The following is a 22,056-nucleotide window of genomic DNA, read 5'->3' as shown; positions in this document are numbered from 1 at the left end:
AAAAGGAGATAATAGCGTGAAATTTGAACTGATTTCTCTGCTCGGCGAGGCGTGGAAGGCCATCCTGGCCAATAGCGGGTGGATGGCCTGGAATCTGTTTTTGGCCTTGGTGCCGGTGGCCATCAGTTTTTGGCTGTTCCACCGGCCAAGGTCGCGCTCGCTGCGCTGGGGGGTGTTCCTCCTGCTGGGTGTTACTTTCGTTCTCGGCGTGCGGCGTTACAATGCCGGACACGTAATCAAGCTCAAGCAAGACCTTTACAGCATTTACTTGGGAATGGACACCAGTTACTTAGTCGGGGCGATTGCGCTGACGCTGGTTCTCATGGGGCTGGATATCTTCCTGTTGCGCCTGCGCGGAACTCGCTCCCTCCTCTGGTGGGCTGGATTCCTGATTTTTATCGGGTTCTTGCCGAATGCGCCTTACGTTTTAACCGACATTATTCACCTCTACGAAGATATTCGCCAGAACTACTCGGTCTGGGTGACCACCCTCGTCCTGATTCCGCAGTACCTGCTGTTTATGGTTGTGGGATTTGAAGCCTACGTGCTATCTTTGATTTACTTGGGTGACTATTTGAAGCGGCACGGCTCAGAGAAATTTATCGTGTGGGTGGAGTTAATTGTGCATGGTCTTAGCGCCATTGGCATCTATCTGGGGCGATTTCAGCGGTTCAATAGCTGGCACATCATCACTCAACCGGACACGCTAGTGATGAGCGTGTTCAATGATTTAACCGGCAAACGTCCGGCGCTAGTGATGGCTGTTACGTTTGTGGTGATTGCCGTTTTGTACTGGCTGATGAAAAAAATAACTTTGGCTGTTTTATCGGGGCGAAGTCGCGCCATCGCATCTGTGGTAACCTCTCAGTCAGACTTGCCGAAACCACAATCTTGAATGAACGGAAGCGCGCTATTATTGTGAGCAGAGCATTTTGGCACGGCTGGAAGTTTTTTGCTGCGCTGCCGTAATTTGGATCTGGAAAACCTTAATTATAGCAAGGAGATAACAGCATGAAAGTGGAGTTGATGGAGTTGATTCACTTGGCCAGGCTGGTAATCATGGACAATAACAGGTGGATGACCTGGAATCTTTTGTTGGCCTTGATCCCCCTGGCGATCAGTTTTTGGCTGTTCTACTGGCCAAGGTCGCGCTGGCTGCGCTGGGGTGTGTTCCTGCTGATGGGCGCTACTTGGATACCCTTCTACGGGAGTTACAATTACGGGAACCTGAACAAACTGAAGCCTGCCGTGCACAGGATTCACTCAGAGATGGACAGCATTGACTTAGGGATAGACACGAGTTACTTAGTCGGGGCGATTGCGCTGACGCTGGTTCTCATGGGGCTGGATATTTTCTGGTTGCGCCTGCGGGGAACTCGCTCTCTCCTCTGGTGGGTTGGATTGCTGGTTTTTATCGGGTTCTTGCCGAATGCGCCTTACGTTTTAACGGACATTCTTCACTTCTACGAAAATCTTAAATGGTATCACTCGGTTTGGGTTATCACCCTGGTCGTGATTCCGCAATATCTGCTGTTTATGATTGTGGGATTTGAAGCCTATGTGCTATCTTTGATTTATGTGGGGTATTACCTGAAGGGGCACGGTTTAGGCAAATTTATCTTGTGGGTGGAGTTAATTCTGCATGGCCTGAGTACCGTTGGCATCTATCTGGGGAGATTTAAACGGTTAAACAGCTGGCACATTCTCACTAAACCGGACGATGTAGTTATGAGTGTGTTCAATGATTTAACCGAAAAACGTCCGGCCCTAGTGATGGCTGTTACGTTTCTGGTGATTGCTGTTTTGTACTGGCTGTTCAAGCAAATGACTTTGGCTATTTTATACTGGCAAAGTCGCGCCCGCACATCTGCGGGAACCTCTGAGTCAGACTTGCCGACCGCACAATCTTGACAATGTTTTCTATTGGCAGGGGTGCTTTACCGCTGGGAACGGCACCCTAATTCTACTTATATTTTTTGGAGAAAACCTGTGATTTGTATTGATTCTTTGTTGCGCAAATCTCTGGCATTTCTGGCTTTCAGCGCTGCGATTATGGCGGCAAACCAGGCTGCGGCTGAAGTCAAAACAGCTGAATCGGGAAATGTAAGGGCGGATCTCAGCTACCAGCAACAGGACTACAGGTTCAGCAATGTACGGTTGAGAATAACCCGCGCCGGCAAGACGGTTTCAGACCAGCCGGTGCCGGTGGAGAGCGAATACGACCGCCCCTTGGCGGCGATGGGAGGGGGGGGCAGAAACGCCGGCTTTCAGGTTCAAGACTTAGACGGGGATAAGGAACCTGAAGTGATTGTGGATTTTTATACCGGCGGTGCCCACTGCTGCACCTACTCTCTGATTTATCGCTCTGACTCAGCGAAAAGCCCGCACACTTACCTGAAGCATCCTTGGGGAAATGTTGGCTACACGCTCCGGGATTTAGACAGAGACGGTTTGCCCGAGTTTAACAGTGGGGATGACCGATTTGCGGCTCAATTCACTGCCTACGCCGGCTCCCGTTTTCCTGTGCAAATTTGGCAGTACCGGCAGGGCAAAATGAGCGACGTCACCCGCCAGTATCCCCAGCAGATTTACAGTCAAGCTTACCAGCTGTGGCAAGATTTCCAGCAGGCGCAGAAAAATGGCACCGATGCGGAAGGTCTGGCGGTGAAAGGCATCTTGGCGGCTTATGTTGCCGATAAATACTTGCTGGGTCAGGGAGAGGACGGCTGGCAAAAGGTGCGGCAAGCTTACCGCCTGCGCAATCGCGAGCAATTTTTCTCTGATTTGCAGAAGTTTCTCAAAGAAACCGGCTACATTCGCAACAGCCGGTAAGCATTAATTGGGCCAATAACCGGGTTGATTGTCACAATAAACCCGGTTTCTGGCTTCTTTACCTGTTTCCGATAAACTCCCCGGTTTTATTCCTCCGTTTGTCGGGATATGGCCAGGGGGAAATCAGCCAACACTCTCTTGACAACCTGCTAGGATTTATATCTAGCAAGTCTTGCTAGCTTTGCGCCGGCCTTTCAGTCCCAGCGCCCCCGCGACTAATCCCAAACCGGCAAGCGTTGCCGGTTCTGGAACAGGCTTCACAGATTCTACCATAACCACCATGTCATTAAAGTCATGGTCGGTACTGCCAGCCCGGGTGAGATCCTCGAAAGCGATGATGAATTCATTCTCCGTAAATGTCCCTGCGCTCTTACCGGGAATCTGGAGTTGAGTCTGGTTGTTTCCCTGATAAATCACACTTTGTTGATAGCCATCCTGGTTGCGAGAAGCCTCCGAATAGAAAGTCTCGCCGTTACCATTTTCTAGGTAAAAACCGAAGACGTTCCCAAAGCCTTGGTAAAGGGCGGCGCTTGGAGGTGGAGCGTTACCGGGTGCCCAACCTATGGTTGAAACCGCAACGTCGCCGTTGTTGAAGCTTATAAACGACTGATCTGACACGTCATTAGCGCCGCCAAACAGCTGAGCCTTGACTCCGTTTGCATTGTATATCCCGAACTTGTTAGCTGGTGCAAAACCGGCTATCTCAAACATAAAGCTCGCTACAGATCCGCCGCTTGCCGTGTTGGTGAACAGCTGAAAACCGGTCTGGTCGTTTACTGTGTCTATGTTTGGTCCGCCTACCGTAATTGCGTCCAACTGCTCCTGGAGCGATTGTCCTGGACCGTCCCAAGAAGTGCCGAAATTAACAGCCCTGGCGGCTTCGCCGGAAGTAATCACTGTTGCCAGAGTCATCAATCCCACGCCGGCGGTAGAAGTCAAGAATTTGTTCAGAGAAAGTGCAGACATGACAGACCCCTCCTGGGGAATTCACAAGAACGTTTTAACAGCCTCTGACTGACGCTTGAATTCTATTCAGAACTCAGAGTCGTTGCGCTATTGGCTGCAGTCTCGTCCTCAATCTTTTGTGCTTATTGCTGTCTGTGAGCAGTCAGAATAAGCCCGACAGGTTATGTCTCTAGATACCCAACTCCAAACGCACCCCGATATCAGCCTGCCAGATGAGACTCAGCCAATTATTAAACAAGCGTATCGCTCGACTGAACTTCACTTTATAACCAGCTTTAGTTCAGTCAGGTACTGCCTCCTGTCCTGAAAACTGCGCAAGTTTCAGGGGCTCTTCAGCTAACCGTCTCAGTAAACCCTTTGGCCTTGGCCCTCCAGTCTCGGGAAAAGGCTGAAGCCGGTCTGAGGTATTTACTGTGGTTGGTTCGCTATATCTAGCCTATATCCTTAGAATCACTTATGTTCGCCCTTCATCAACTCTTTAAAAAATCTCCCTAGATTCCCAGAAAATTGTAAAGTTTTCATGAAGTTGGCAGCAAAACACAGTAGAACACCCCCGCAGGTGGTAGGGGAGAGGGTATCGGGGGGATCTCCGCTCCTTAAAACTGCCAGGGTGGCAGAGCCAGAAAATCTAAACAAAATGTTAAAAATTATCTGCCTGCCAGTTCTCTGGCAGGCACAGCCTTGAAGTATCTTAGGGTGTGTATTATGAATAGTTATTAAGCGGGACGGCCCGAATTTTCCCTCGCTCTTAACGATTATTTTCAGTTCTTTATTACCTGTGACAAATGTTCACATTATATGAAGTGAAAACTTTAATATGAGAGGGGCAAAGCAGCCCTGCCGCCTCAGGTAAGTATAAAAAACTTCACAAATCCCGACTCGGACAGGAATTCAGGAAACGCTCATACAGGTTAGGATGATCCAAAAAAGAACTGCCACTGAAGATGGGAAACTGGACTGACTCGCTGAAAAGATTCCTCAACTTATTCCTCAAGTCCCACTGTCCCCTCTGCCAGCGCCCAGCTGAGGGCGAGCTGTGCCGGTACTGCCACCGGCAGCTCCAGCAGTGCCAGCTGGCCAATCCGGGCCAATTGTGGCAAGACCCACTGCCGGTGTTTGTCTGGGGGGCGTATAGCGGCACTCTCAAACGCGCCATCGCGGCAATCAAATACGAAAACCACCCCGAGCTGGCCAGACCTCTGGGCCACTGGCTGGGAGACGCTTGGCGCAACAGTCAGGGTGCCGCCGGCGCACAGGTGACGGTTGTCCCCATCCCGCTGCACGCGGCGAAGCTAAAAAAGCGGGGCTTTAACCAGGCGGAGCTGCTGGCTCAGTATTTTTGCGAGGTCACGGGTTTACCTTTACAAAGAAACGGTTTGCAGCGGGTGCGCGAGACGGAGGCCCAGTTCAGCCTGAGTGCGGCTGAGCGGGAGCAAAACCTTGCCGGCGCTTTCACGGTGGGAAAGGGATTGGGCCACCGGCACGCGCGTCCTGTGCTGCTGCTCGATGACATTTACACCACCGGCGCTACGGTTCGCGCCGCCGCTCAGACGCTCCGCGTTGCTGGGATTTCGGTGTGCGGTGTGGCGGCGATCGCAACAACGGCTGTGCTAAACCGCCCCCGTAAAGGAGCGCCAAGGAAGAACACGGGAGAGAGAGGGGCAGAGAAATGAATTGTGAAATTATCGCGGTTCTCACGCTTGATGAAGTACGCCCCAGAACCCCGGTTTCTTTAAGAAACCGGGGTTCTCAATACCTCTAATATGCAAACCGCTATCGCAACTCTAAAGTTCCACGCCTCTCTCTGTGAGAAACGCCTCGAATTCGTGCCGGTGGGGGAGAGACGGCTGAGCGCCGGCTTTGGTGGCGCACAGAGCGCCGGCAGCTGCCCCCCAGACGACGGCTTGGCGCAGGGGCAAGCCTGCTGCGATCGCAGCGGCGAGGGCACCGCTGAAGGCGTCACCGGCAGCTACGGTGTCAGCAACTCGGACGGGAAACGCCGGCACAAAGAAGCTTTCTTCCGCTGCGGCGCAGAAGACGCCGCGATCGCCCAGCTTGACAATCGCCGTGCCGGCACCGCGCCGGCGGAATTCAGCGGCGGCGAGGGCTGCGGTTTTGCGATCGCTGACGGGAAAGCCGGCTAGCTGGGACGCTTCGATTTCGTTGGGGGTGATGATGTCCGCCAGGGAGTAGAGTTCGGCGGGGATGCCGGCGCGTGCCGGTGCGGGGTCGAGAATCACCGGCACCTGTGCGGCGCGGGCGGCGCGGGCGGCGGCGAGGACTGCGCTGAGGGGAATTTCTAGCTGCAAGAGCAAGGCGGCAGCTCCGGGGAGCAGTTGCGCGAGGCGATCGCACTCCGTGTCACCGGCGCACCCGTTGGCACCTGCAGCGATGATGATGGTGTTTTCCCCGGCGTCATCTACTGCGATCGCAGCGATGCCGGTGCTGGCGGAGGGGTCAGCCGAGACGCTGCCGGTGTCCACACCGGCGGCTTGCAGACTGGCGAGCAGCTCCTTCCCGAAGCTGTCGTTGCCGACGCGCCCGACGAGGCGTGCCGGTACGCCCAAGCGGGCGGCGGCGACGGCTTGATTGGCACCTTTGCCCCCAGGGGCGGTAAAAAAAGTGTGACCGGCAACTGTTTCGCCGGCGACAGGGAGCCGGTGGGTTTTGGCTACCAAGTCCATGTTGATGCTGCCGAAAACGATGACGCTCATATTACTAATTATATCACGGGAGTGGGGGGAGTCAAGCCTGTCTCTAACCTTGAACGTGGTTTTGCTATTTCTACTCTGATATAGCAGTTCTAAATGATTTCCGCAACTGCCGGGGGCCCCAAAACCCGATTTCTTTAAGAAACCGGGTTTCTGATATACCATCTCTGGTAGGTTAATTGCAATTCCGATATAGGCGGGGGATTCGCAATGCCTCCGTCTCAATAGCACAGGGGCTTTTCTAGAATATCTTTCAGCCGATATGGGAATTCCCATATCGGAGTTAGTCGGGGTTCGCAAGGGCGGAAAGCCAGAACTGCAGGGAACTTGGACGCTATGCCGCCGTCAATCTCAGTTAGGGGTGCTAAAATATATAGCATACGCGCTCGCTTTGGAGGTGTGATATGACAGACTCAGTTCAAACCGGCTCTGCCGCCACTCTGGCCATTTACCCGTCAGACATTGAATTACTGGAGCGACTGTACACCTTCCGGGAGAAAGCAGAAGTTGTGCAGTTTCTGGAGAAATATCCGTTTCTGGTTCCTACCTTGCGATCCGCTCCCGAACATATCCGCCGGCACTTTCCCGACGAGCAGCTATTCCTACAGGTTGCCCACGATCCAGAAATCCTAAACTGTGCCGACTTGATACTGTCAATTTTGACAGGGCGCGAGCCAGAGGAGGCGCTCGACCGGCTCAAGCACTTGGATAAAGAGTGGGAGCTGGGGCTCCCATACGAGGTGCGAAAGGTGTTTGTTACCCTTCTGGAGTTCCCCGATGAGTTTTGACTGGTTGCAGTACCTTAATCTAGCGAAAGAACTTGCCAGTCAAGCGACTCCTCCTGAGAGTCTGGAAGCCTGAAGGCGTGCGGCTATCCATCTGGCCTATTACGCAGCTTTCAACTTGGCGAAAGACAATTTGGAAGATAAGGAGGGGCATTTCATTCCCACAACAGGTGACGCTCACAGCTATGTACCGGAACAATTTGAACTCAGTCCCGATCCACTACGCCAGTCAGTAGGACGCAACTTGAAGCGCTTGCGAAAGTTTCGCAACCAAGCTGATTATGTCGCTTTTTTCCCCGGACTGTCTGAAATCGCCAACACATGTTTAACATTAGCTGAGGAGGTCATTTCTAACTTGAGCGGGCTGTAGGGAAAGCGGGGTGCGACCCAGCGCACCCAACTGGGTAGAACGAGCTAAAATGCAAAGAAAGTGTGCGGAGTGCCGGCGGGCGACCAAAAAGTTAAGGGCGGGAAAGGGTATAAAATAACTAAGAAGAGAGCAAACTAACAGAGGTGCTAAACATGGATAAATGGCAAATCGGCTCAGCCTTCCTGGCTGCAGTGGGAATGGCAGCCAGTACGGCGCTCCCCTGGGCAATTCAAACTCCAGCCGCAGCCCGGACTGCATTTTACGACGTACAGGGGCACTGGGCGCAATTGTGCGTAGAAGAACTGGCCGATCGGGGAGTTTTCCTCGGGTTCGGGGATGGGAGCTTCCGCCCCAACGCCTCGGTGACGTGGGGGGAATTCGCCACAATCGTCAGCAAAGCCTTCCGCAAAGCGCCGGCAGCTAGCAGCGAAACCCCACCGGCTGACGCTAGCGCCCAAAGTCCGGAGGTGAGGGCGTTTAACACCGCGCGCGAAACCGGCTTTCTTGCCGGCTTTCCCGGCGGCGTATTCCAGCCTGCCGCGCCAGTCACTCGCGCTCAAGCGCTGGTTTCCCTCGCCAACGGGCTGAATTTCACACCAAAAAACTTTGCGGCGAGCGACTTAAACTTGGTGTATGATGACGCCGCATCAATTCCGCCTGAGACGGCAAATGGGATTGCCGGCGCAACAGAAAAAGGTCTGGCGGTTAACTATCCCAATCTGCGGTTGCTCAACCCCAATCGGGAAGCGACGCGAGCGGAAGTGGCTTCCTTTATCTGTCAAGCTCTCGCCAGTTCCGGAAAAGCCTCGCCGGTTCCGCCCCAATATGCTGTCACCACACCCAACACCGCCGGCGTGCAGTCGGAAATTCAAACATCCCCTAGCGGTTTAGTGCGGGCGCAACTGTTTTATGAGAGAGAAAACTTCGTCTACACCAACCCGCGCTTGCAAGTTAAGCGGGGGGATGAAATCCTGCTCGACACCCCCCTGCCGGTGGGGGCGGGAATTAGCGCCAATTTAGGGTTCCGGCTGCAAGATTTAGATGGGGACAGGGAGCCGGAGATTTTGGTGGATTTTTTCCCCCGCGCTCGCGGCTGCTGCTCCTATTCCTTAATTTATCGGTACGTCCCGTCTTCCAGACAGTACAGTTATATGCAACAGCCCTGGGGATATGCCGGTTACAAGCTGAAAGACTTCGACCTCGACGGCATCCCGGAATTTGAGAGTTCGGATCGCAGATTTGGCGTGCAATTTGCCGCTAGCGCTCCGGAAGTCCCCTCCCCTTTGCAAATCTTGCAGTACCGGCAGGGGCAAATGTTTGATGTCACCCGCCAGTACCCCAGTTTAGTCGCTGCAAGTGCCAGCCAGCTGTGGCAGGACTATGAAAACCGGCGCTCGCAGAATCAGGATGTGAGAGCTGTTTTGGCTGCTTACCTGGCAGAAAAACACTTGCTCGGTGAGGGGCGAGAAGGCTGGAGTCAGGTGCTCGACAGTTACGATGGCAGCGATCGCACTCAATATCTAGATTATTTGCGCAATTTCCTCCGCACTACGGGTTACTATCGGTAGTTCCGTTGAGAGGGCACGAGAAGGATGATTAAAAGTTTTTGCGAGCCGGAACCCCACCCCCAACCCCCTCCCCGTCAGCGGGGAGAGGGCGAAAAAAAAGGGGTTTTCCTCGTTTCTTTCGCTCCCTGGCTCAGCCGGGGAGTGAGTGTCGGGAGGCTCTGCCTCCGTTTCACTGAAAGTCAGCACAAATTTCAAGCTTTTGCCGGCGATGACATAAGCATTGCAGGGCAATACAAAAGGATTGCCGGCGGTGACAAAGGCATTGCAGGGCATACGAACGCGCGCCGGCTCAGCCTCCCTTTCACTGAAAGCCAGCACAAATCTCGACATGCAATTAGTGTCACACTCTGGGTGGCGGTTTCTCTCTTCCTGGGTTCTTGCCAACCGGCAACCCTTGAGCGGCACCCTGCCAAAAAATCACCGGCACTGCAGGCGATGGTTGTCTCCGCTCACCCTATGGCGAGCGATGCCGGTTTGGCTATGCTGAAACAGGGTGGCAATGCGGTTGATGCGGCGGTGGCGACGGCTTTTGCGATTTCTGTCGCCGAGCCTTTTTCTGCCGGCATCGGCGGCGGGGGGTTTCTGCTGCTGCGCCAGTCGGATACCGGCGAGACGAAAGCGCTGGATTTCCGGGAGCGAGCACCCATGCGTGCGACGCGCGATATGTATCTGGATAGGGCGGGTAAGGTGCGCCCCAGGGCGAGTTTGGACGGGCATTTGGCGGCGGGGGTGCCGGGAACGGCTGCCGGTCTTTATGAAGTTCACCGGCAGTATGGTAAATTGCCTTGGGCAACTGTGGTGCAACCTGCCATTCATCTCGCTCGCGATGGCTTTGCTGTGGGTGAGATATTCATCAAATCCGCTCTTGAACGCCAACAAATGCTGCTCAGCAACCCCGCCGCCCGCGAGATTTTCACCCGCAATGGTAAAATGTATGCGGTTGGGGATAAGTTGGTGCAGCGGGATTTGGCAAAGACGCTGGAGAAAATTGCCGCCAACCCTCAGAGTTTCTACACCGGCGAGATTGCCCGCGCTATCACTATTGATATGCAGAAAAATGGCGGTATAATATCGCTGGAAGACTTGAAAGCTTACAAACCCATCTGGCGGAAGCCGGTGTGTGGGGTTTTCCGAGTCTGGGAAATCTGCTCTATGCCGCCGCCTTCGTCAGGTGGGGTGCACTTGCTGGAGATTTTAAATATTATTGGGGATACGGATTTGAAATCCCTGGGATGGCACAATGCGGACGCGGTGCACCTGATGGCGGAAGCGATGCGAATTGCTTATGCTGACCGGTCAGAATATCTGGGAGATCCGGATTTTGTCAAGGTGCCGGTGGCGGCGCTCACCAGTCGCGCCTACGGTGCGTCTCGCCGCAAGGAAATTCAGATGGAACGCGCTAGACTTTCGAGTCAGGTGAAGCCGGTGGATGCAAAGACGCTCAGCCAGTTTGCTAAGGGTGAGTCTCAGGATACTACGCACTTGACGGTGGTGGACCAGCAGCGCAATGTGGTGAGCCTGACGTTTACGGTGAATGGGCGTTTTGGTGCCGGTGTCGTGGCGGCGGGAACGGGAATTCTGCTCAATAATGAGATGGATGATTTTGCGGCGGCTCCCGGTGTGCCCAACCTGTTCGGTTTGGTGGGGGGAGAGGCAAATGCGATTGCGCCCGGGAAAACTCCGCTGTCCAGTATGACGCCGACAATTGTAACAGAAAATGGCAAGTTGCGCATGGCTGCCGGCTCTCCGGGGGGGAGTACAATTATTACCACGGTGCTGCAGGTGGTGCTGAATGTGCTAGTGTATGATATGGATGCGGGTAGTGCGGTGGGTGCGCCGCGATTTCACCACCAGTGGCTGCCAGATCAGCTGCGAGTGGAAAGCGGGGGATTTGATGCGAAAACGCTCGATGAATTGCGCCGGCGGGGGCACAAGATTGACGAGCGAGCCGGTTGGGGGAATGCCAATGCAATTGTGGTGACGCCGGATGGGGGGTTGGATGGAGCAGCCGATCCGCGCGGCGAAGGTGCGGCGCGGGGGTTTTAGGTTGTGGGGTGCCGGTGCGAGCTTAACGCACCCCACTTCATGTTTGGCCCTAAAATTCATAGGGGTACATTTATAGCAATAGACAGCTCAGTAACGGACAAGGCATCTCACTTGCTAGTAGGGATAGGGACAGGCGAGACGCCTGTCCTACGTCCTATTTTATGGATGAGATGAAAAGCGTAGCAGCTTGTAGGGTGCGTTAGCAAAGCGTAACGCACCCCTATACGATAATAAGCGATTGGGGAAATAACAACTATGCAGATTAGCGATCGCCCACTTCCTGTTACCAACTCCACCCTGAAAGCCTTAATTGCCGAGTTGGGTGAAGAGTGCCAGAAAGTCCAAGCCCTACTCTACCAGCTGCAACTGCCTCACTTGAGTTCTGTACAGCAGGCTGAGATTTTGGCAGAACTGTTAGCGTCAGCGATTCATCTGGAGTCTCACTGCGGGCAGGATTTTCAGGCGATGATTGCCGAGGAGATGGAAAAGTTGCCTGATGGGGATGAAGAAGATTGATACCGGCATCCCTGGGAACACCGGCATTCTCTCGCCCCTTTCATCTTGTGGGGTGGGGTGCCGTACTTTCGGCGCTCCGCACCCTACTTCTGATGTGGGGTGTCCCCCTCACACACCGGCATTCGCCCCGACTTGACGAAAATTTCCCCCTCCTGTATAATGATTAGAACACCAAGACATGCTGAAAATTGAGGGGTGCGAGCCGCCTATGCCAGAGGAAAAAGACCCAACAGATTATGCAGCTTTAATCAGAGCCGGCAATACCGGCAGCCCCACTCCCCCAGAGTGGCTGAAGGGAGGAAAGTTTGTCATCTCCCGCCAATATGGTGCCGGAGAAGTCGTCAGCCTCCTGGGAGGGAAATTGGTGCTGAGTTTCCCGAAAGGCTCCAACACTCTCCACCAAGTGCTAAACTGGGAGAGGGCAATATCTGCCGGCGAAATCATTCCTGCCGGTGAGCTTCCCCCACCGGCACCATCCCTGAGTGAGGAGATTCTCAAAATTCCTGAAGAGAGGTTTCGCGCTGTGGCGGAGGAGCTCTCTGAGAGTGTCGCCGCTGTGGAAATCACCCCAGCTACCGATTGCGAGAGACACCCCTTACCGAAGGACCTTCCTTTGGCGCTGCGCACCGCTCTCAACCGCACCGGCATCACCAGTTTCTACTCCCATCAAATTGAGGCGCTGGAATGTTTGCGAGCGGGAAAAGACCTCTGTCTCGCCACTCCCACAGCTTCCGGCAAAACACTTTGCTACAACCCCGCTATCTTCGAGTTCGCCCTCGCCAATCCCCGCGCCACAGCCCTTTACATTTTCCCCCTAAAAGCGCTAGCATTAGATCAGTTTGGCAAATTGCAAAACCTCGCCGCAGCGCTCCCAACGGCGCAGCAAGTTAAAGTGGGAATGATGACGGGCGACACCTCTATTGAAGAGAGAAAGCAGCTGTTTTTCCCGCACCCGCCGCAAATTTTGGGACTGACTCCCGACTTGCTGCACCGGCAGCTCTACAAAGTTCAGCAACTGCAAGAGGGTGAGCCCTGGCGGCAATTCCTGCGCAACCTGAAATGGGTTATAATAGATGAAGCGCACACCTATTTCGGCGCGTTTGGCGCACATATCGCCAATTTGATGCGCCGGCTGCGGAGAGCTGCAGACAGAGCCGGTGGCTGTTCGAGCAGTATTCAATATATCTTTGCCTCCGCTACCACCGGCAACCCCCGCGAAATGGCGCAGCGGTTTAGCGGCAGGGAACGCGATCGCGCCCACCTGATTGAGCGCAGCGGTGCCGGTTCTAAAGGGCGAACCCTGATCTGCCTCAAACCCAGCGAAACCGCCAATCCAGATGCCGGCAAAACAGTCATTTCCTGGCTGCGCAACGATCTGACCGGCATTGTGTTTTGCAACTCCCGCTCGGCGGTGAAAAGCCTGCTGGAAGTCATTCACAACAATCTGCAAGGCGAGGAGCATCTGGCGAGAAAAGTCGCCCTGTTTCACGGCTCGCTGAAAGATGAGCGCCGGCGGGATATTCTCGGGCAAATTTCATCGGGTAAAATCCAAGTTATCCTGTCAACCTCTGCGCTGGAAGCCGGCATTGATTTGCCAGAATTGGATTGCTGTCTGATTCGCGGCTATCCGGGAAGTATTATGTCCTTTTGGCAGCGAGTCGGGCGAGTTGGGCGGCAAAATCCGGGCTTAGTGATATTTTTGCCGGTCGCCCAAAGCGCACTGGATTACTATTACGGGAAGTATCCGGAAAAACTGCTGCGCGGGGATGTGGAGAGCGTCTCCTTTAACCCAGATTACCCAACCATCCTGGGGAAACATTTGCTGTGCGCTTGCGTTGAAAGTGGTGTGCCGGTTGTGGAACTCAGCGAGCGGTTTGGCAATTTTGCGGGGAATATTGCCGGTGAGTTGCTGCAGCAAAACAAAATTTCCCTCAGCCACTCTGGAAATCTTTGGGCGCGGGGATACCCTCACAGAGAAGTCAACCTGCGCGGCGCGGTGCAAGATTCCATCGAACTCACCGACAAGCGAAGCGGTGAGGAATTTGAGAAGATGTCGCGACATATCGCCTACCGGGAAGTTTTCCCCGGCGCAATCTACACCGCGCAAGACGAGCGCGGAAACCTCGTCAAATACCGCTCGGAAACCCTAGACACCGAACTGGGAAAAGCTACCTTAATTCCCTACAGCCAAAATCCCGGTTTGCTCACCGAAGCAGTGAGCGACACAGACATCACCCCGCTGCAACCCCTTGCTGAGCCTAAAATTATCCCCACCGGCATTGCAGATGGGCGGCTGAGGCTGACTCTATCTTGGGGAAAAATTATTACCTCAGTCACAGGTTACAAACTCTACAGCAAAGAGTGGGCGAAAACCTGCACGAACTCTTCTTGCAAGATGTATCGCAAGCCGGTGGGGAGCAAATCCTGTCCTTCCTGTCACCGGCTCACCCGCCAAGCGGAAATCGAGACAGAGAAAAAGCTAGTCAATTTTGAAGAGCCGCTGCAAACCGTGTGCGAAGCGCCGGTGGTTTCGGTGGAGATAAACCGGGGGATTTTTCAAGCCCTACGAAATCAGCTGAACGGGGTGAAGCAAAGCTTCAGGAAAGCCGGCACCGGCAGCCTTTTTGAGGAAGTAGAAGACTTGTGGGAGAGTTCGCCAGCATTCATCGCGCTGCACAGCATCGAACACCAAATTACCTTTGCCCTTCCCATGCTGGTGCTCAGTTCCAGTCACGACTTGAGCGGGGCGGTTCTCAGCAGCGGCGAAGGGCAAACTCTCTCAGTTGCAGGCTACTTTTTCGATACCTGTGAGGGCGGGAATGGGGCGGCGGAAGCAGTTTTTAATGAGTTCGTAAAATTGGCGGATAAGGCGCAATCTTTAGCGCAAGCTTGCGATTGCGACTCGGGCTGCCCTCGGTGCCTGATACAGCACGGATGCCCGCATCAAAACAAAGGACTGCACAAGAAATTGGGGCTATTTTTACTGGATGCAATTTGCCAGGGAAATTGAGCCGGTGTTCGGGGAAGAACCCCACCCCCCAACCCCCTCCCCGCGTGCGGTGAGGGGAGCTTTCTGGGAACCCTTGCCCCCCTTTCCTTGTCTTTTCTGGAAAAAAAACGCGCATATTTTGAGAGTCTCGCTCTACTATGAAAGCCCGCGAAGGCGGGCTAAGAGTAGAGTGAGATTCTCAAAAACTGCGTGAGTTTTTGCCTCGTGTCAAATGACAAGCAGATTAATTCAAGTTTTGGGGTGGGTTACGCAACGCTTACCCACCCTACTGGCATTTATTTGTCGGAAGGGGACTTGGGTTCAGTTTCTTTCGCCGCTTCGATGATTAAGGCGGCTCCTTGTACAGCCATCCACGGGATAATGTCCAGTAAGGGATCTCCATACCAGACTCGCAGGCTTCCCTGCACGCCAATCATTGCGGCTTGAATTACAAACGCTGCAGCGATAACCTTAGAGGAGTGCAGTTTTTTCATGTTTTCAGCTCCTGTCGCAATTAGGATGAGTGCCTTCTTGACCACTAAACTCAGCCTAACTTCTCCTCCTTGCAGAACAAAGGAGATGCCTAAATAGAGATTAAATAGACAAATAGGAAATCCTCCTATTTGACTCCTGCCGGTGCTGAGGGGGTTGACAGCGGGTTAATTTTTCCCTATTATGGGCTTTACGGTTTGAAAAGCGCTGTTTGAGATGCTGCATGAACGCAGGAGAGCAAGGACGGAACCCAGAGGTAGAGGCCAAGTTTCTGGAGGCAATGGCCAGGGACTGCGGTTTTGCGGGAAAAACACAGGCTGTCTTTATACAGCGATTTAACAGGGCCAATTCTCGACAGGAGAATAAAAGCCTTGCCGCCTCTGTGTGGCCAAATCAGGACGAGGCGGTGAATCGCGAGCAGACTTTCCAAGATCACTTGCAGACAATCTGCCAGAAGCTGGAATTGGCTGGCGGTCCTATTGTTAAATCAAACAAGCCGGGGCGACGCCGCAAAGGTGAAGAGCCTTGGAACCTAGCATTTAAGTGGTTGTGGGAGACTGAGTTCCCTAACTGGCAATCGGCGCAAGAGGCGGAGTCGCCATCTCCCACTGCGATCTCTATCGACTGGCGTCAAGTGTGCCGCACACGGCTGGATGTCCAGAGACAGCTCACCAGCAATCTCTTCACGCACGCGGATGGGATAGAGTTGGACTTGGACGGGGTTTATGTGCCCCTGGGATTGGTGGAGCGAAAAGAACGTCCCAAACGCGATGGCGATGTCTCTCCCGAACGGGGTTCCGAGTTATCCCAACCCACCGGCACAGAAATCGAGATTGCTAAGAAATATGAGAGCGATGAGTTTTTCCAGGAAGCTCTCCTGCAGGGGAAAACTCCCAAAAGCCAAGGCAAACGGCTGCTGATCGCCGGCGAACCGGGGGCGGGGAAAACCACCCTGTTGCAGAAAAGCGCCGGCTGGGTGCTGAAGAATACCGACTTAGTGCCGGTTTGGATTTCCCTGGGTGCGGTGGGCGACATACCGCTGGACAAGTATTTGCAGGAAGTTTGGCTGCGGGATGCGGCGGGAAAACTCAAATCGGCACCCCCGGAATGGCTGGAAGCGCTGGAGCAACTGCTCGACAGTGGCAAAGTGTTGCTGCTGCTGGATGGGGCGGATGAGATGGGGGTGGCCAATCCCTTGGCGGCGCTCAATGAGCAGCTTCGTGCCGGTTGGGCGCAGAAGGTGCGGGTGATGCTGAGCTGTCGCGTCAATGTCTGGGATGCTACCCCCAACGCCCTCACGGGTTTTGACACCTATCGCACTCTGGAGTTTAGCTGTGGGAAGGGTTCGGAACCGGATCGGGTGGGGGAATTCATTGACAATTTCTTCAAGAACAGCAATTCGGAGCGCGGGAAGCAGTTGCGGGCGGCGCTAGACGAACCGGGAAAGGAGCGCATCAAGGATTTGGTGAAAAATCCCCTGCGCCTGACGCTGCTGTGCCGCACTTGGCACAAGCGGGAGGGCGGTTTGCCCGAAACCAAGGCGCAGCTCTACGAGCAGTTTGTCAAAGCACTATATATATGGAAAGGGGAGCGCTTCCCGACGAAGCCAAAACAGCAAAAGGCACTGAACGCCAAGCTGGGAGAGCTGGCGCTGCGGGCGATGGGGGGAGAGAGCTCCCGGTTTCGGTTGCGGCATAACTTGGTTTGCCAGGTGCTTGGAGATCCGGAAGACGAGGAATCGTTGGGGTATTGGGCGCTCAAGCTGGGGTGGATCAATACGGTGGGGGTGGCGGCGGAAAATCCGGATGAGCCGGTGTACGCTTTCTACCATCCCACCTTTGAGGAATATTTCGCGGCGCGGGCGATTGGCGACGACTGGCGCTTTTTCCTGAATCACACCCTGCCACCCTCACCCTCGATGTCCAATTACCGCATCTTTGAGCCGCAGTGGAAAGAGGTGATTTTGCTGTGGTTGGGGCGTGAGGATGTGGCGCGGGAGCGGAAAGAGGAGTTTATCAAGGCGCTGGTTGAGTTTGAGGATGGGTGCGGGGATTTTTATAGGTATCGCGCTTATTTTCTAGCGGCTGCCGGTGTTGCCGAGTTTAAGGATTGCTCCAGAGCAGATGAGATTGTGGCGCAAATCGTTAAGTGGTTTTTGGGCGATTTCAAGAGAAATTTAAAGATAAAAAAACAGGATTTGGTGATGTTTTTCGATCCGATGCCAGAGGTAGCGAGGGAAGCACTGCTTGAGACGGAGCGCACAAAAGCTATCAAGCCCTTTGAGGAAGTAATCCGCACCTCTCAGTATGAATCTACCCGCAGGCAAGCGGTAGAGAGCTTAGGGGAAATTGGCCAAGGCTCCCCAACAGCTATTGATGCTCTTGTGGATTTAATCCGCACTTCTCAGGATGAATATACCCGCCGGCTAGCGGTAGATAGCTTAGGGAAAATTGGCCAAGGCTCCCCAACAGCTATTGCTGCCCTTGTGGAATTAATCCGCACCTCTCAGGATGAATATACCCGCCGGATAGCGGCATGGAGCTTAGGGAAAATTGACCCAGGCAACCCAATAGCTATTGCTGCCCTTGTGGAATTAATCCGCACCTCTCAGAATAGATATACCCGCTGGAACGCGGCAGAGATTTTAGGGGAAATTGACCAAGGCAACCTCACAGCTATTGCTGCCCTTGAGAAATTAATCCACATCTCTCAGGATGGATATAACCGCCCGCAAGTGGTATGCAACTTAGAAGAAATTGGCCAAGGCAACCTCATAGCTTTTGATGCCTGTGTGGACTTAATCCGCACCTCTCTGTATAAATCTACCCGCCGGCGAGCGGCAGAGAGCTTAGAGAAAATTGACCAAGGCAACCCAACAGCTATTGCTGCCCGTGTGGAATTAATCCGCACCTCTCAGGATGAAAATACCCGCCGGCAAGCGGCATGGAGTTTGCCGAGGATTTTGGAAAAGTCTCAAATGGCGCTTGCTGTCACCGGCTTAAAAGATTTCTTATCCGATGAGACTTACGAAAATGACTTTGAGCAATTCAAGGATTGCTACAATGTCATCTGGCACTGCGCCCAAACGATGCCGTACCCTGAATTCTATCAGGCATGGCACACACAAACCACCGGCACACCCCCGCAGAGCCTCACCCTCGCCAATTTACCCCAAGTGCTTGCGAGTGCGATTGCCCGTCAAGCGCAATTGCAGGAATCTGTCAAGCTAATTTGCATCAACGCCGAAACCCTATCAGGGGAAACAGACACCGGAGAAATTGCCCAACACCTCTGCAACAATATTTATAGCGCCGCCTTTCCCAATTCTACAGAAATTCCGCCCGAAGTCAACAGTGCGGCACAGTTGGCGCGACAGTTGACAGCCCTTAAATGCCGGGTTAAAACACCGGCATTAGCCTTAATCTTGCACAGCTGCGCCCCCGAACCGGCACTCGTGAAATTCTGCCGCAAGCTCACGGATACCGCGCACATCGGCTGGATTGCCGGCGCTCCTGTGGAGTCGCCCTTGCGGGGGTTTCCGCAAAATCAGCCTAATTTAGTCAGCGAGATTCTCAGTTGGCTTGACGAACTCGCCGGATGAAACATGCTATAATTGAGAGGGAAGGAATCGACGAGGCGAAACCCATGACCCTCACAAAAAGCGAACATAAATATGTGGAACTCGACGAGCGCAATGTCCCGCTCATCGCTGGAACCACCATGAAAGTCGTTGAATTAGTGGAAGCTCATCTAATTTACGGTTGGAATCCAGAAGAAATCCACCGGCAACATCCCTATCTAAGTATGAGCCAAATTTATTCCGCTTTAGCGTATTACTGGGATCGCAAAGAGGAACTTGATGCCGATATGGAGCGCCGCTTCCAGGATGCCGAAAGGTTGCGCCAAGAAGCCGGTGAATCTCCTCTGGCTAAAAAACTTCGCGCACAGGGGCTTATCAAATGACGGTAGCTCTTTACATGGACGAACATGTACATGGAGGGATTACAGATGGGTTGCGCCGGCGAGGAGTAGATGTTTTGACTGTTCAAGAAGATGGTCGAACCGGCAGCCCAGATCCTATTATACTTGACCGCGCTACCGAAATTAAGCGCGTTATCTTCACACAAGATCGGGATTTTCTAGTCGAAGCGAACCGCCGTCAGGTTGAGGGGGTGAGTTTTGCCGGTGTTATCTACGCTCACCAACGGCTTGTTACCATTGGCGATTGCGTGCGAGACTTGGAAATCATTGCTAAAGCCAGCGAACCTGAAGATTTAGTCAACCGCGTTCAATACCTGCCTTTTGGCTAGCACCAGTCACCCTAGCCCGTAACATTGGATTTAGTGCTAGGGAGCTCAGGAAACTCCAGTCAATAGTAGAAACCAATCAACAAATGTTTTTGGAGGCGTGGAATGGGTATTTTGGCACCTCAAGCAGATGAGCGAGTCAAAGCAGTACAGATAGACGAAGACACCCTCAGTGTTGAACTGATGGATGGGCGGACAATATCAGTCCCCTTAGCGTGGTTTCCCAGATTATTAAATGCGACTCAAGAACAGCGGGAACAGTGGCAAATCTGTGGTGGGGGCTATGGCATCCACTGGGAAGAAATCGATGAGGATATCAGCACCGAAGGGTTGCTGCGCGGAGCGCCCGCGCCTCGCAATCAGTCAGTCTCATTAGCCTCTAGCCGGTGAGGGCAATTTATCACTTTCCCTACTAATCTTACCCTCGTTATCCTCGTTCCCAGGTTCCGCCTGGGAACCTCTATATGTAGGGTGGGTTAGCGATAGCGTAACCGGCAACCACATTAATATCTGTAGGGGTAGGGTGCTAAATCTGAGCCAATGGATTTATCCTCAACCTCCCAGAGAATAACCTTGCAAGATGAATAGGGCAATAAGCTATTAACTTCAGCAACCCTACAAAAAGTGGCTGATTTGCTTAAGTCTCAGCCACTAGTTGCCTGGTGATAGCAATCTTTTGAGCTAATAGAAGTTAATACAATTGGCTCAAAGATAGACAATTTAGATTAATACATTGCTGTTACTGTCTAAATTGCGCGGCTGTAATTGTCGTTGGCGCGGTATTTACGATCTTCCTGAACAAGAAATTTTGGTAATTTCCATCTTTATCAGCATATTGATAGACTTCATATCGCAAGCCGTTTAGTTTCCCCTCTGCAACCAGTTTGTTCCAGTCTGTCCCATTGACTCTGATCACAGCAGTTGGTGTACAAACGTCATACTTAACATCTGTTGTGATAAGTCCCTTATACCAACCAATCGTTGCAGTCTGTTGTGTAAACCAGCCACTCTCAATGGTGGAGCTTCCCTGACTGATAACGTTTTCACAATTTGTTTGAGCTAGTGCTTGTCCTTGTCCTATGGAGAAAGTCAAGGCAATCATGAGTAAGAAAGCAGCTAGAAGTTGTTTCATTTTCATGGGTCAATCTTCTTAATTTTTGTGCGTTCGATGGGTAAAAAAAACCACAAAAAAGCTGATCCTTTGAGAAGCCAGCTTGAGGTGTTCCCCAATAGCTAACGAGAATACTCTAGCATTCTATCAAGGAGAAATGGGGAATCTCGAAACAAAATTTTACGGCAGCCCCTATCATCGCACTAACGGAAACCGTTCAGTCGCGGTGCTCCCTTGTGACTATTTGGGGAAATATCAGCCCTCTAGTGGGGTGCTGCTGTTGTTCGATGAGACAGACGCTAGCTTTAACAGTGTTGTGTACCTCGTTTACTCTAATGTGGACTTCTCTGTTGGTTCTGTCGGATGAAGCTTTCTCGCTTGTGTTGTTAGTATAGCCGGTGGAAAATAGTCGTCAAGCACTTGTCACGAAACTTTACATTAGACCGGCTCCCCACTTTTCCCCCCAAAACAGCAGCAGCACCCGAGCCTGATTCGCTGAGTAATTTCCTCTCCTTAATCGTTCAACTTGGAGTCGCACTAACTTCAAGAGTTCAGTCGCGGTGCTCCCTTGTGACTATTTGGGGAAATATCAGCCCTCTAGTGGGGTGCTGCTGTTGTTGGATGAGACAGACGTTATATTTAACAGCTCGTTTTACCTCGTGCGTGACTTCTTAGTGGACTTCGCTGTTGGTTCTGTCAGATGAAGCTTTCTCGCTTCTGTTCTCAGTATAGCCGGTGGAAAATAGTCGTCAAGCACTTGTCACGAAACTTTACATTAGACCGGCTCCCCACTTTTCCCCCCAAAACAGCAGCAGCACCCGAGCCTGATTCGCTGAGTAATTTCCTCTCCTTAATCGTTCAACTTGGAGTCGCACTAACTTCAAGAGTTCAGTCGCGGTGCTCCCTTGTGACTATTTGGGGAAATATCAGCCCTCTAGTGGGGTGCTGCTGTTGTTCGATGAGACAGACGTTAGATTTAACAGCTCGTTTTACCTCGTGCGTGACTTCTTAGTGGACTTCGCTGTTGGTTCTGTCAGAGAAGCTTTCTCGCTTCTGTTCTCAGTATAGCCGGTGGGAACTCCCCGTCAAGCACTTGTCACGAAACTTTACATTTACACCGGCTCCCCTACTTTTCCCCCCAAAACAGCAGCAGCACCCGAGCCTGATGCGCTGAGTAATTTCCTCTACTTAATCGTTCAACTTGGAGTCGCACTAACTTCAAGAGTTCAGTCGCGGTTGCTCCCTTGTGACTATTTGGGGAAATCTCAGCCCTCTAGTGGGGTGCTGCTGTTGTTCGATGAGACAGACGTTATATTTAACAGCTCGTTTTACCTCGTGCGTGACTTCTTAGTGGACTTCGCTG

Annotated in this window: 22 protein-coding genes; 18 read left to right on the top strand and 4 right to left on the bottom strand. The window is 52.9% G+C overall.

Annotated elements, in window-relative coordinates:
• Window positions 1-16 precede the first annotated feature (16 nt).
• The 3 genes from OSC10802_RS0106125 (at window position 17) to OSC10802_RS0106115 (ending at window position 2,832) form a co-directional block, all read left to right on the top strand.
• Window positions 17-895, top strand: a complete 879-nt coding sequence (locus tag OSC10802_RS0106125) for a DUF1361 domain-containing protein (RefSeq protein ID WP_017715902.1) — start codon at window positions 17-19, stop codon at window positions 893-895.
• A gap of 116 nt (window positions 896-1,011) precedes the next feature.
• The gene (locus tag OSC10802_RS0106120; RefSeq protein ID WP_017715901.1) at window positions 1,012-1,911 is read left to right on the top strand and encodes a DUF1361 domain-containing protein; all 900 of its coding nucleotides are present in this window, start codon (window positions 1,012-1,014) and stop codon (window positions 1,909-1,911) included.
• Between the two features lie 78 nt (window positions 1,912-1,989).
• Window positions 1,990-2,832, top strand: coding sequence for a hypothetical protein (locus OSC10802_RS0106115; protein WP_017715900.1), 843 nt, complete (start codon window positions 1,990-1,992; stop codon window positions 2,830-2,832).
• Window positions 2,833-2,994: 162 nt separating this feature from the next.
• Here the strand turns inward: OSC10802_RS0106115 and OSC10802_RS38870 are convergent, their stop codons facing one another.
• A complete protein-coding gene (locus OSC10802_RS38870; protein ID WP_017715899.1) occupies window positions 2,995-3,798 on the bottom strand; it encodes a DUF4114 domain-containing protein in 804 nt (267 codons plus the stop codon).
• Window positions 3,799-4,742: 944 nt separating this feature from the next.
• Here OSC10802_RS38870 and OSC10802_RS0106105 point away from each other — a divergent pair.
• Window positions 4,743-5,471 (top strand): ComF family protein, encoded by a 729-nt coding sequence (locus OSC10802_RS0106105; protein ID WP_017715898.1) that lies wholly within the window; start codon window positions 4,743-4,745, stop codon window positions 5,469-5,471.
• A gap of 111 nt (window positions 5,472-5,582) precedes the next feature.
• On the opposite strand, the gene rbsK is transcribed toward OSC10802_RS0106105, so the two are convergent.
• The gene (rbsK, locus tag OSC10802_RS0106100; RefSeq protein ID WP_017715897.1) at window positions 5,583-6,512 is read right to left on the bottom strand and encodes a ribokinase; all 930 of its coding nucleotides are present in this window, start codon (window positions 6,510-6,512) and stop codon (window positions 5,583-5,585) included.
• A gap of 259 nt (window positions 6,513-6,771) precedes the next feature.
• Here rbsK and OSC10802_RS54095 point away from each other — a divergent pair, with 259 nt between their 5' ends.
• The 8 genes from OSC10802_RS54095 (at window position 6,772) to OSC10802_RS0106065 (ending at window position 14,804) form a co-directional block, all read left to right on the top strand.
• Complete coding sequence (locus tag OSC10802_RS54095; RefSeq protein ID WP_155967415.1) at window positions 6,772-6,912, top strand: hypothetical protein; 141 nt, start codon at window positions 6,772-6,774, stop codon at window positions 6,910-6,912.
• Window position 6,913: 1 nt separating this feature from the next.
• Window positions 6,914-7,297: a hypothetical protein gene (locus tag OSC10802_RS0106095; RefSeq protein ID WP_017715896.1), complete on the top strand. Its 384-nt coding sequence runs from the start codon at window positions 6,914-6,916 to the stop codon at window positions 7,295-7,297.
• Window positions 7,298-7,382: 85 nt separating this feature from the next.
• The gene (locus OSC10802_RS38865) at window positions 7,383-7,664 is read left to right on the top strand and encodes a HEPN domain-containing protein (protein WP_369797111.1); all 282 of its coding nucleotides are present in this window, start codon (window positions 7,383-7,385) and stop codon (window positions 7,662-7,664) included.
• A 152-nt stretch (window positions 7,665-7,816) separates the two neighbouring features.
• On the top strand, window positions 7,817-9,232 hold the full coding sequence (locus tag OSC10802_RS47410) for an S-layer homology domain-containing protein (protein WP_017715894.1): 1,416 nt from the start codon (window positions 7,817-7,819) through the stop codon (window positions 9,230-9,232).
• 24 nt (window positions 9,233-9,256) lie between these two features.
• Complete coding sequence (gene ggt / locus OSC10802_RS0106075; RefSeq protein ID WP_017715893.1) at window positions 9,257-11,278, top strand: gamma-glutamyltransferase; 2,022 nt, start codon at window positions 9,257-9,259, stop codon at window positions 11,276-11,278.
• A gap of 255 nt (window positions 11,279-11,533) precedes the next feature.
• Window positions 11,534-11,794: a hypothetical protein gene (locus tag OSC10802_RS0106070; RefSeq protein WP_017715892.1), complete on the top strand. Its 261-nt coding sequence runs from the start codon at window positions 11,534-11,536 to the stop codon at window positions 11,792-11,794.
• On the top strand, window positions 11,781-11,930 hold the full coding sequence (locus tag OSC10802_RS48955) for a hypothetical protein (protein ID WP_155967414.1): 150 nt from the start codon (window positions 11,781-11,783) through the stop codon (window positions 11,928-11,930). Before OSC10802_RS0106070 ends, OSC10802_RS48955 begins: the two co-directional genes overlap by 14 nt.
• A gap of 42 nt (window positions 11,931-11,972) precedes the next feature.
• Window positions 11,973-14,804: a DEAD/DEAH box helicase gene (locus OSC10802_RS0106065; protein ID WP_017715891.1), complete on the top strand. Its 2,832-nt coding sequence runs from the start codon at window positions 11,973-11,975 to the stop codon at window positions 14,802-14,804.
• Between the two features lie 275 nt (window positions 14,805-15,079).
• Here OSC10802_RS0106065 and OSC10802_RS0106060 read toward each other — a convergent pair whose 3' ends face one another.
• Window positions 15,080-15,277: a hypothetical protein gene (locus OSC10802_RS0106060; RefSeq protein ID WP_155967413.1), complete on the bottom strand. Its 198-nt coding sequence runs from the start codon at window positions 15,275-15,277 to the stop codon at window positions 15,080-15,082.
• A gap of 221 nt (window positions 15,278-15,498) precedes the next feature.
• Between OSC10802_RS0106060 and OSC10802_RS38855 the strand changes: the two genes are divergently transcribed.
• From OSC10802_RS38855 to OSC10802_RS0106040, 5 genes are read left to right on the top strand one after another with little or no spacing between them, the layout of a single operon-like run.
• The gene (locus OSC10802_RS38855) at window positions 15,499-18,876 is read left to right on the top strand and encodes an NACHT domain-containing protein (protein WP_017715889.1); all 3,378 of its coding nucleotides are present in this window, start codon (window positions 15,499-15,501) and stop codon (window positions 18,874-18,876) included.
• Complete coding sequence (locus OSC10802_RS0106050; protein WP_017715888.1) at window positions 18,873-19,238, top strand: DUF433 domain-containing protein; 366 nt, start codon at window positions 18,873-18,875, stop codon at window positions 19,236-19,238. The genes OSC10802_RS38855 and OSC10802_RS0106050 overlap by 4 nt, the downstream gene beginning before the upstream one ends.
• Window positions 19,235-19,585 carry a DUF5615 family PIN-like protein gene (locus tag OSC10802_RS0106045; protein WP_017715887.1) on the top strand — a complete coding sequence of 117 codons (351 nt, stop codon included), beginning with the start codon at window positions 19,235-19,237 and terminating at the stop codon, window positions 19,583-19,585. The genes OSC10802_RS0106050 and OSC10802_RS0106045 overlap by 4 nt, the downstream gene beginning before the upstream one ends.
• Window positions 19,567-19,716 carry a DUF4160 domain-containing protein gene (locus OSC10802_RS45870; RefSeq protein WP_082218386.1) on the top strand — a complete coding sequence of 50 codons (150 nt, stop codon included), beginning with the start codon at window positions 19,567-19,569 and terminating at the stop codon, window positions 19,714-19,716. The genes OSC10802_RS0106045 and OSC10802_RS45870 overlap by 19 nt, the downstream gene beginning before the upstream one ends.
• Window positions 19,688-19,972 carry a DUF2442 domain-containing protein gene (locus OSC10802_RS0106040; protein ID WP_017715886.1) on the top strand — a complete coding sequence of 95 codons (285 nt, stop codon included), beginning with the start codon at window positions 19,688-19,690 and terminating at the stop codon, window positions 19,970-19,972. Before OSC10802_RS45870 ends, OSC10802_RS0106040 begins: the two co-directional genes overlap by 29 nt.
• Before the next feature lie 349 nt (window positions 19,973-20,321).
• Here OSC10802_RS0106040 and OSC10802_RS0106035 read toward each other — a convergent pair whose 3' ends face one another.
• The gene (locus tag OSC10802_RS0106035) at window positions 20,322-20,720 is read right to left on the bottom strand and encodes a hypothetical protein (protein ID WP_017715885.1); all 399 of its coding nucleotides are present in this window, start codon (window positions 20,718-20,720) and stop codon (window positions 20,322-20,324) included.
• Between the two features lie 1,044 nt (window positions 20,721-21,764).
• Here OSC10802_RS0106035 and OSC10802_RS54090 point away from each other — a divergent pair.
• On the top strand, window positions 21,765-22,056 hold a 292-nt coding region (locus OSC10802_RS54090), incomplete at its 3' end, for a hypothetical protein (RefSeq protein ID WP_232731627.1).

It is taken from the genome of Kamptonema formosum PCC 10802 (assembly GCF_000332335.1).
Taxonomy (GTDB): domain Bacteria; phylum Cyanobacteriota; class Cyanobacteriia; order Cyanobacteriales; family Oscillatoriaceae; genus Oscillatoria.
This window is presented reverse-complemented; position numbering and strand designations above follow the sequence as displayed.

Bases quoted from the DNA above. Each gene is read 5' to 3' on its own strand.
- OSC10802_RS0106035 (WP_017715885.1), bottom strand. From the start codon at position 20,720: ATGAAAATGAAACAACTTCTAGCTGCTTTCTTACTCATGATTGCCTTG.
- OSC10802_RS0106040 (WP_017715886.1), top strand. From the start codon at position 19,688: ATGGGTATTTTGGCACCTCAAGCAGATGAGCGAGTCAAAGCAGTACAG.
- OSC10802_RS0106060 (WP_155967413.1), bottom strand. From the start codon at position 15,277: ATGAAAAAACTGCACTCCTCTAAGGTTATCGCTGCAGCGTTTGTAATT.
- OSC10802_RS54095 (WP_155967415.1), top strand. From the start codon at position 6,772: ATGGGAATTCCCATATCGGAGTTAGTCGGGGTTCGCAAGGGCGGAAAG.
- OSC10802_RS0106120 (WP_017715901.1), top strand. From the start codon at position 1,012: ATGAAAGTGGAGTTGATGGAGTTGATTCACTTGGCCAGGCTGGTAATC.
- OSC10802_RS48955 (WP_155967414.1), top strand. From the start codon at position 11,781: ATGAAGAAGATTGATACCGGCATCCCTGGGAACACCGGCATTCTCTCG.
- OSC10802_RS0106045 (WP_017715887.1), top strand. From the start codon at position 19,235: ATGACGGTAGCTCTTTACATGGACGAACATGTACATGGAGGGATTACA.
- OSC10802_RS38855 (WP_017715889.1), top strand. From the start codon at position 15,499: ATGAACGCAGGAGAGCAAGGACGGAACCCAGAGGTAGAGGCCAAGTTT.
- rbsK (WP_017715897.1), bottom strand. From the start codon at position 6,512: ATGAGCGTCATCGTTTTCGGCAGCATCAACATGGACTTGGTAGCCAAA.
- OSC10802_RS0106105 (WP_017715898.1), top strand. From the start codon at position 4,743: ATGGGAAACTGGACTGACTCGCTGAAAAGATTCCTCAACTTATTCCTC.
- OSC10802_RS47410 (WP_017715894.1), top strand. From the start codon at position 7,817: ATGGATAAATGGCAAATCGGCTCAGCCTTCCTGGCTGCAGTGGGAATG.
- OSC10802_RS0106095 (WP_017715896.1), top strand. From the start codon at position 6,914: ATGACAGACTCAGTTCAAACCGGCTCTGCCGCCACTCTGGCCATTTAC.
- OSC10802_RS0106065 (WP_017715891.1), top strand. From the start codon at position 11,973: ATGCTGAAAATTGAGGGGTGCGAGCCGCCTATGCCAGAGGAAAAAGAC.
- OSC10802_RS0106050 (WP_017715888.1), top strand. From the start codon at position 18,873: ATGAAACATGCTATAATTGAGAGGGAAGGAATCGACGAGGCGAAACCC.
- ggt (WP_017715893.1), top strand. From the start codon at position 9,257: ATGATTAAAAGTTTTTGCGAGCCGGAACCCCACCCCCAACCCCCTCCC.
- OSC10802_RS0106070 (WP_017715892.1), top strand. From the start codon at position 11,534: ATGCAGATTAGCGATCGCCCACTTCCTGTTACCAACTCCACCCTGAAA.
- OSC10802_RS38870 (WP_017715899.1), bottom strand. From the start codon at position 3,798: ATGTCTGCACTTTCTCTGAACAAATTCTTGACTTCTACCGCCGGCGTG.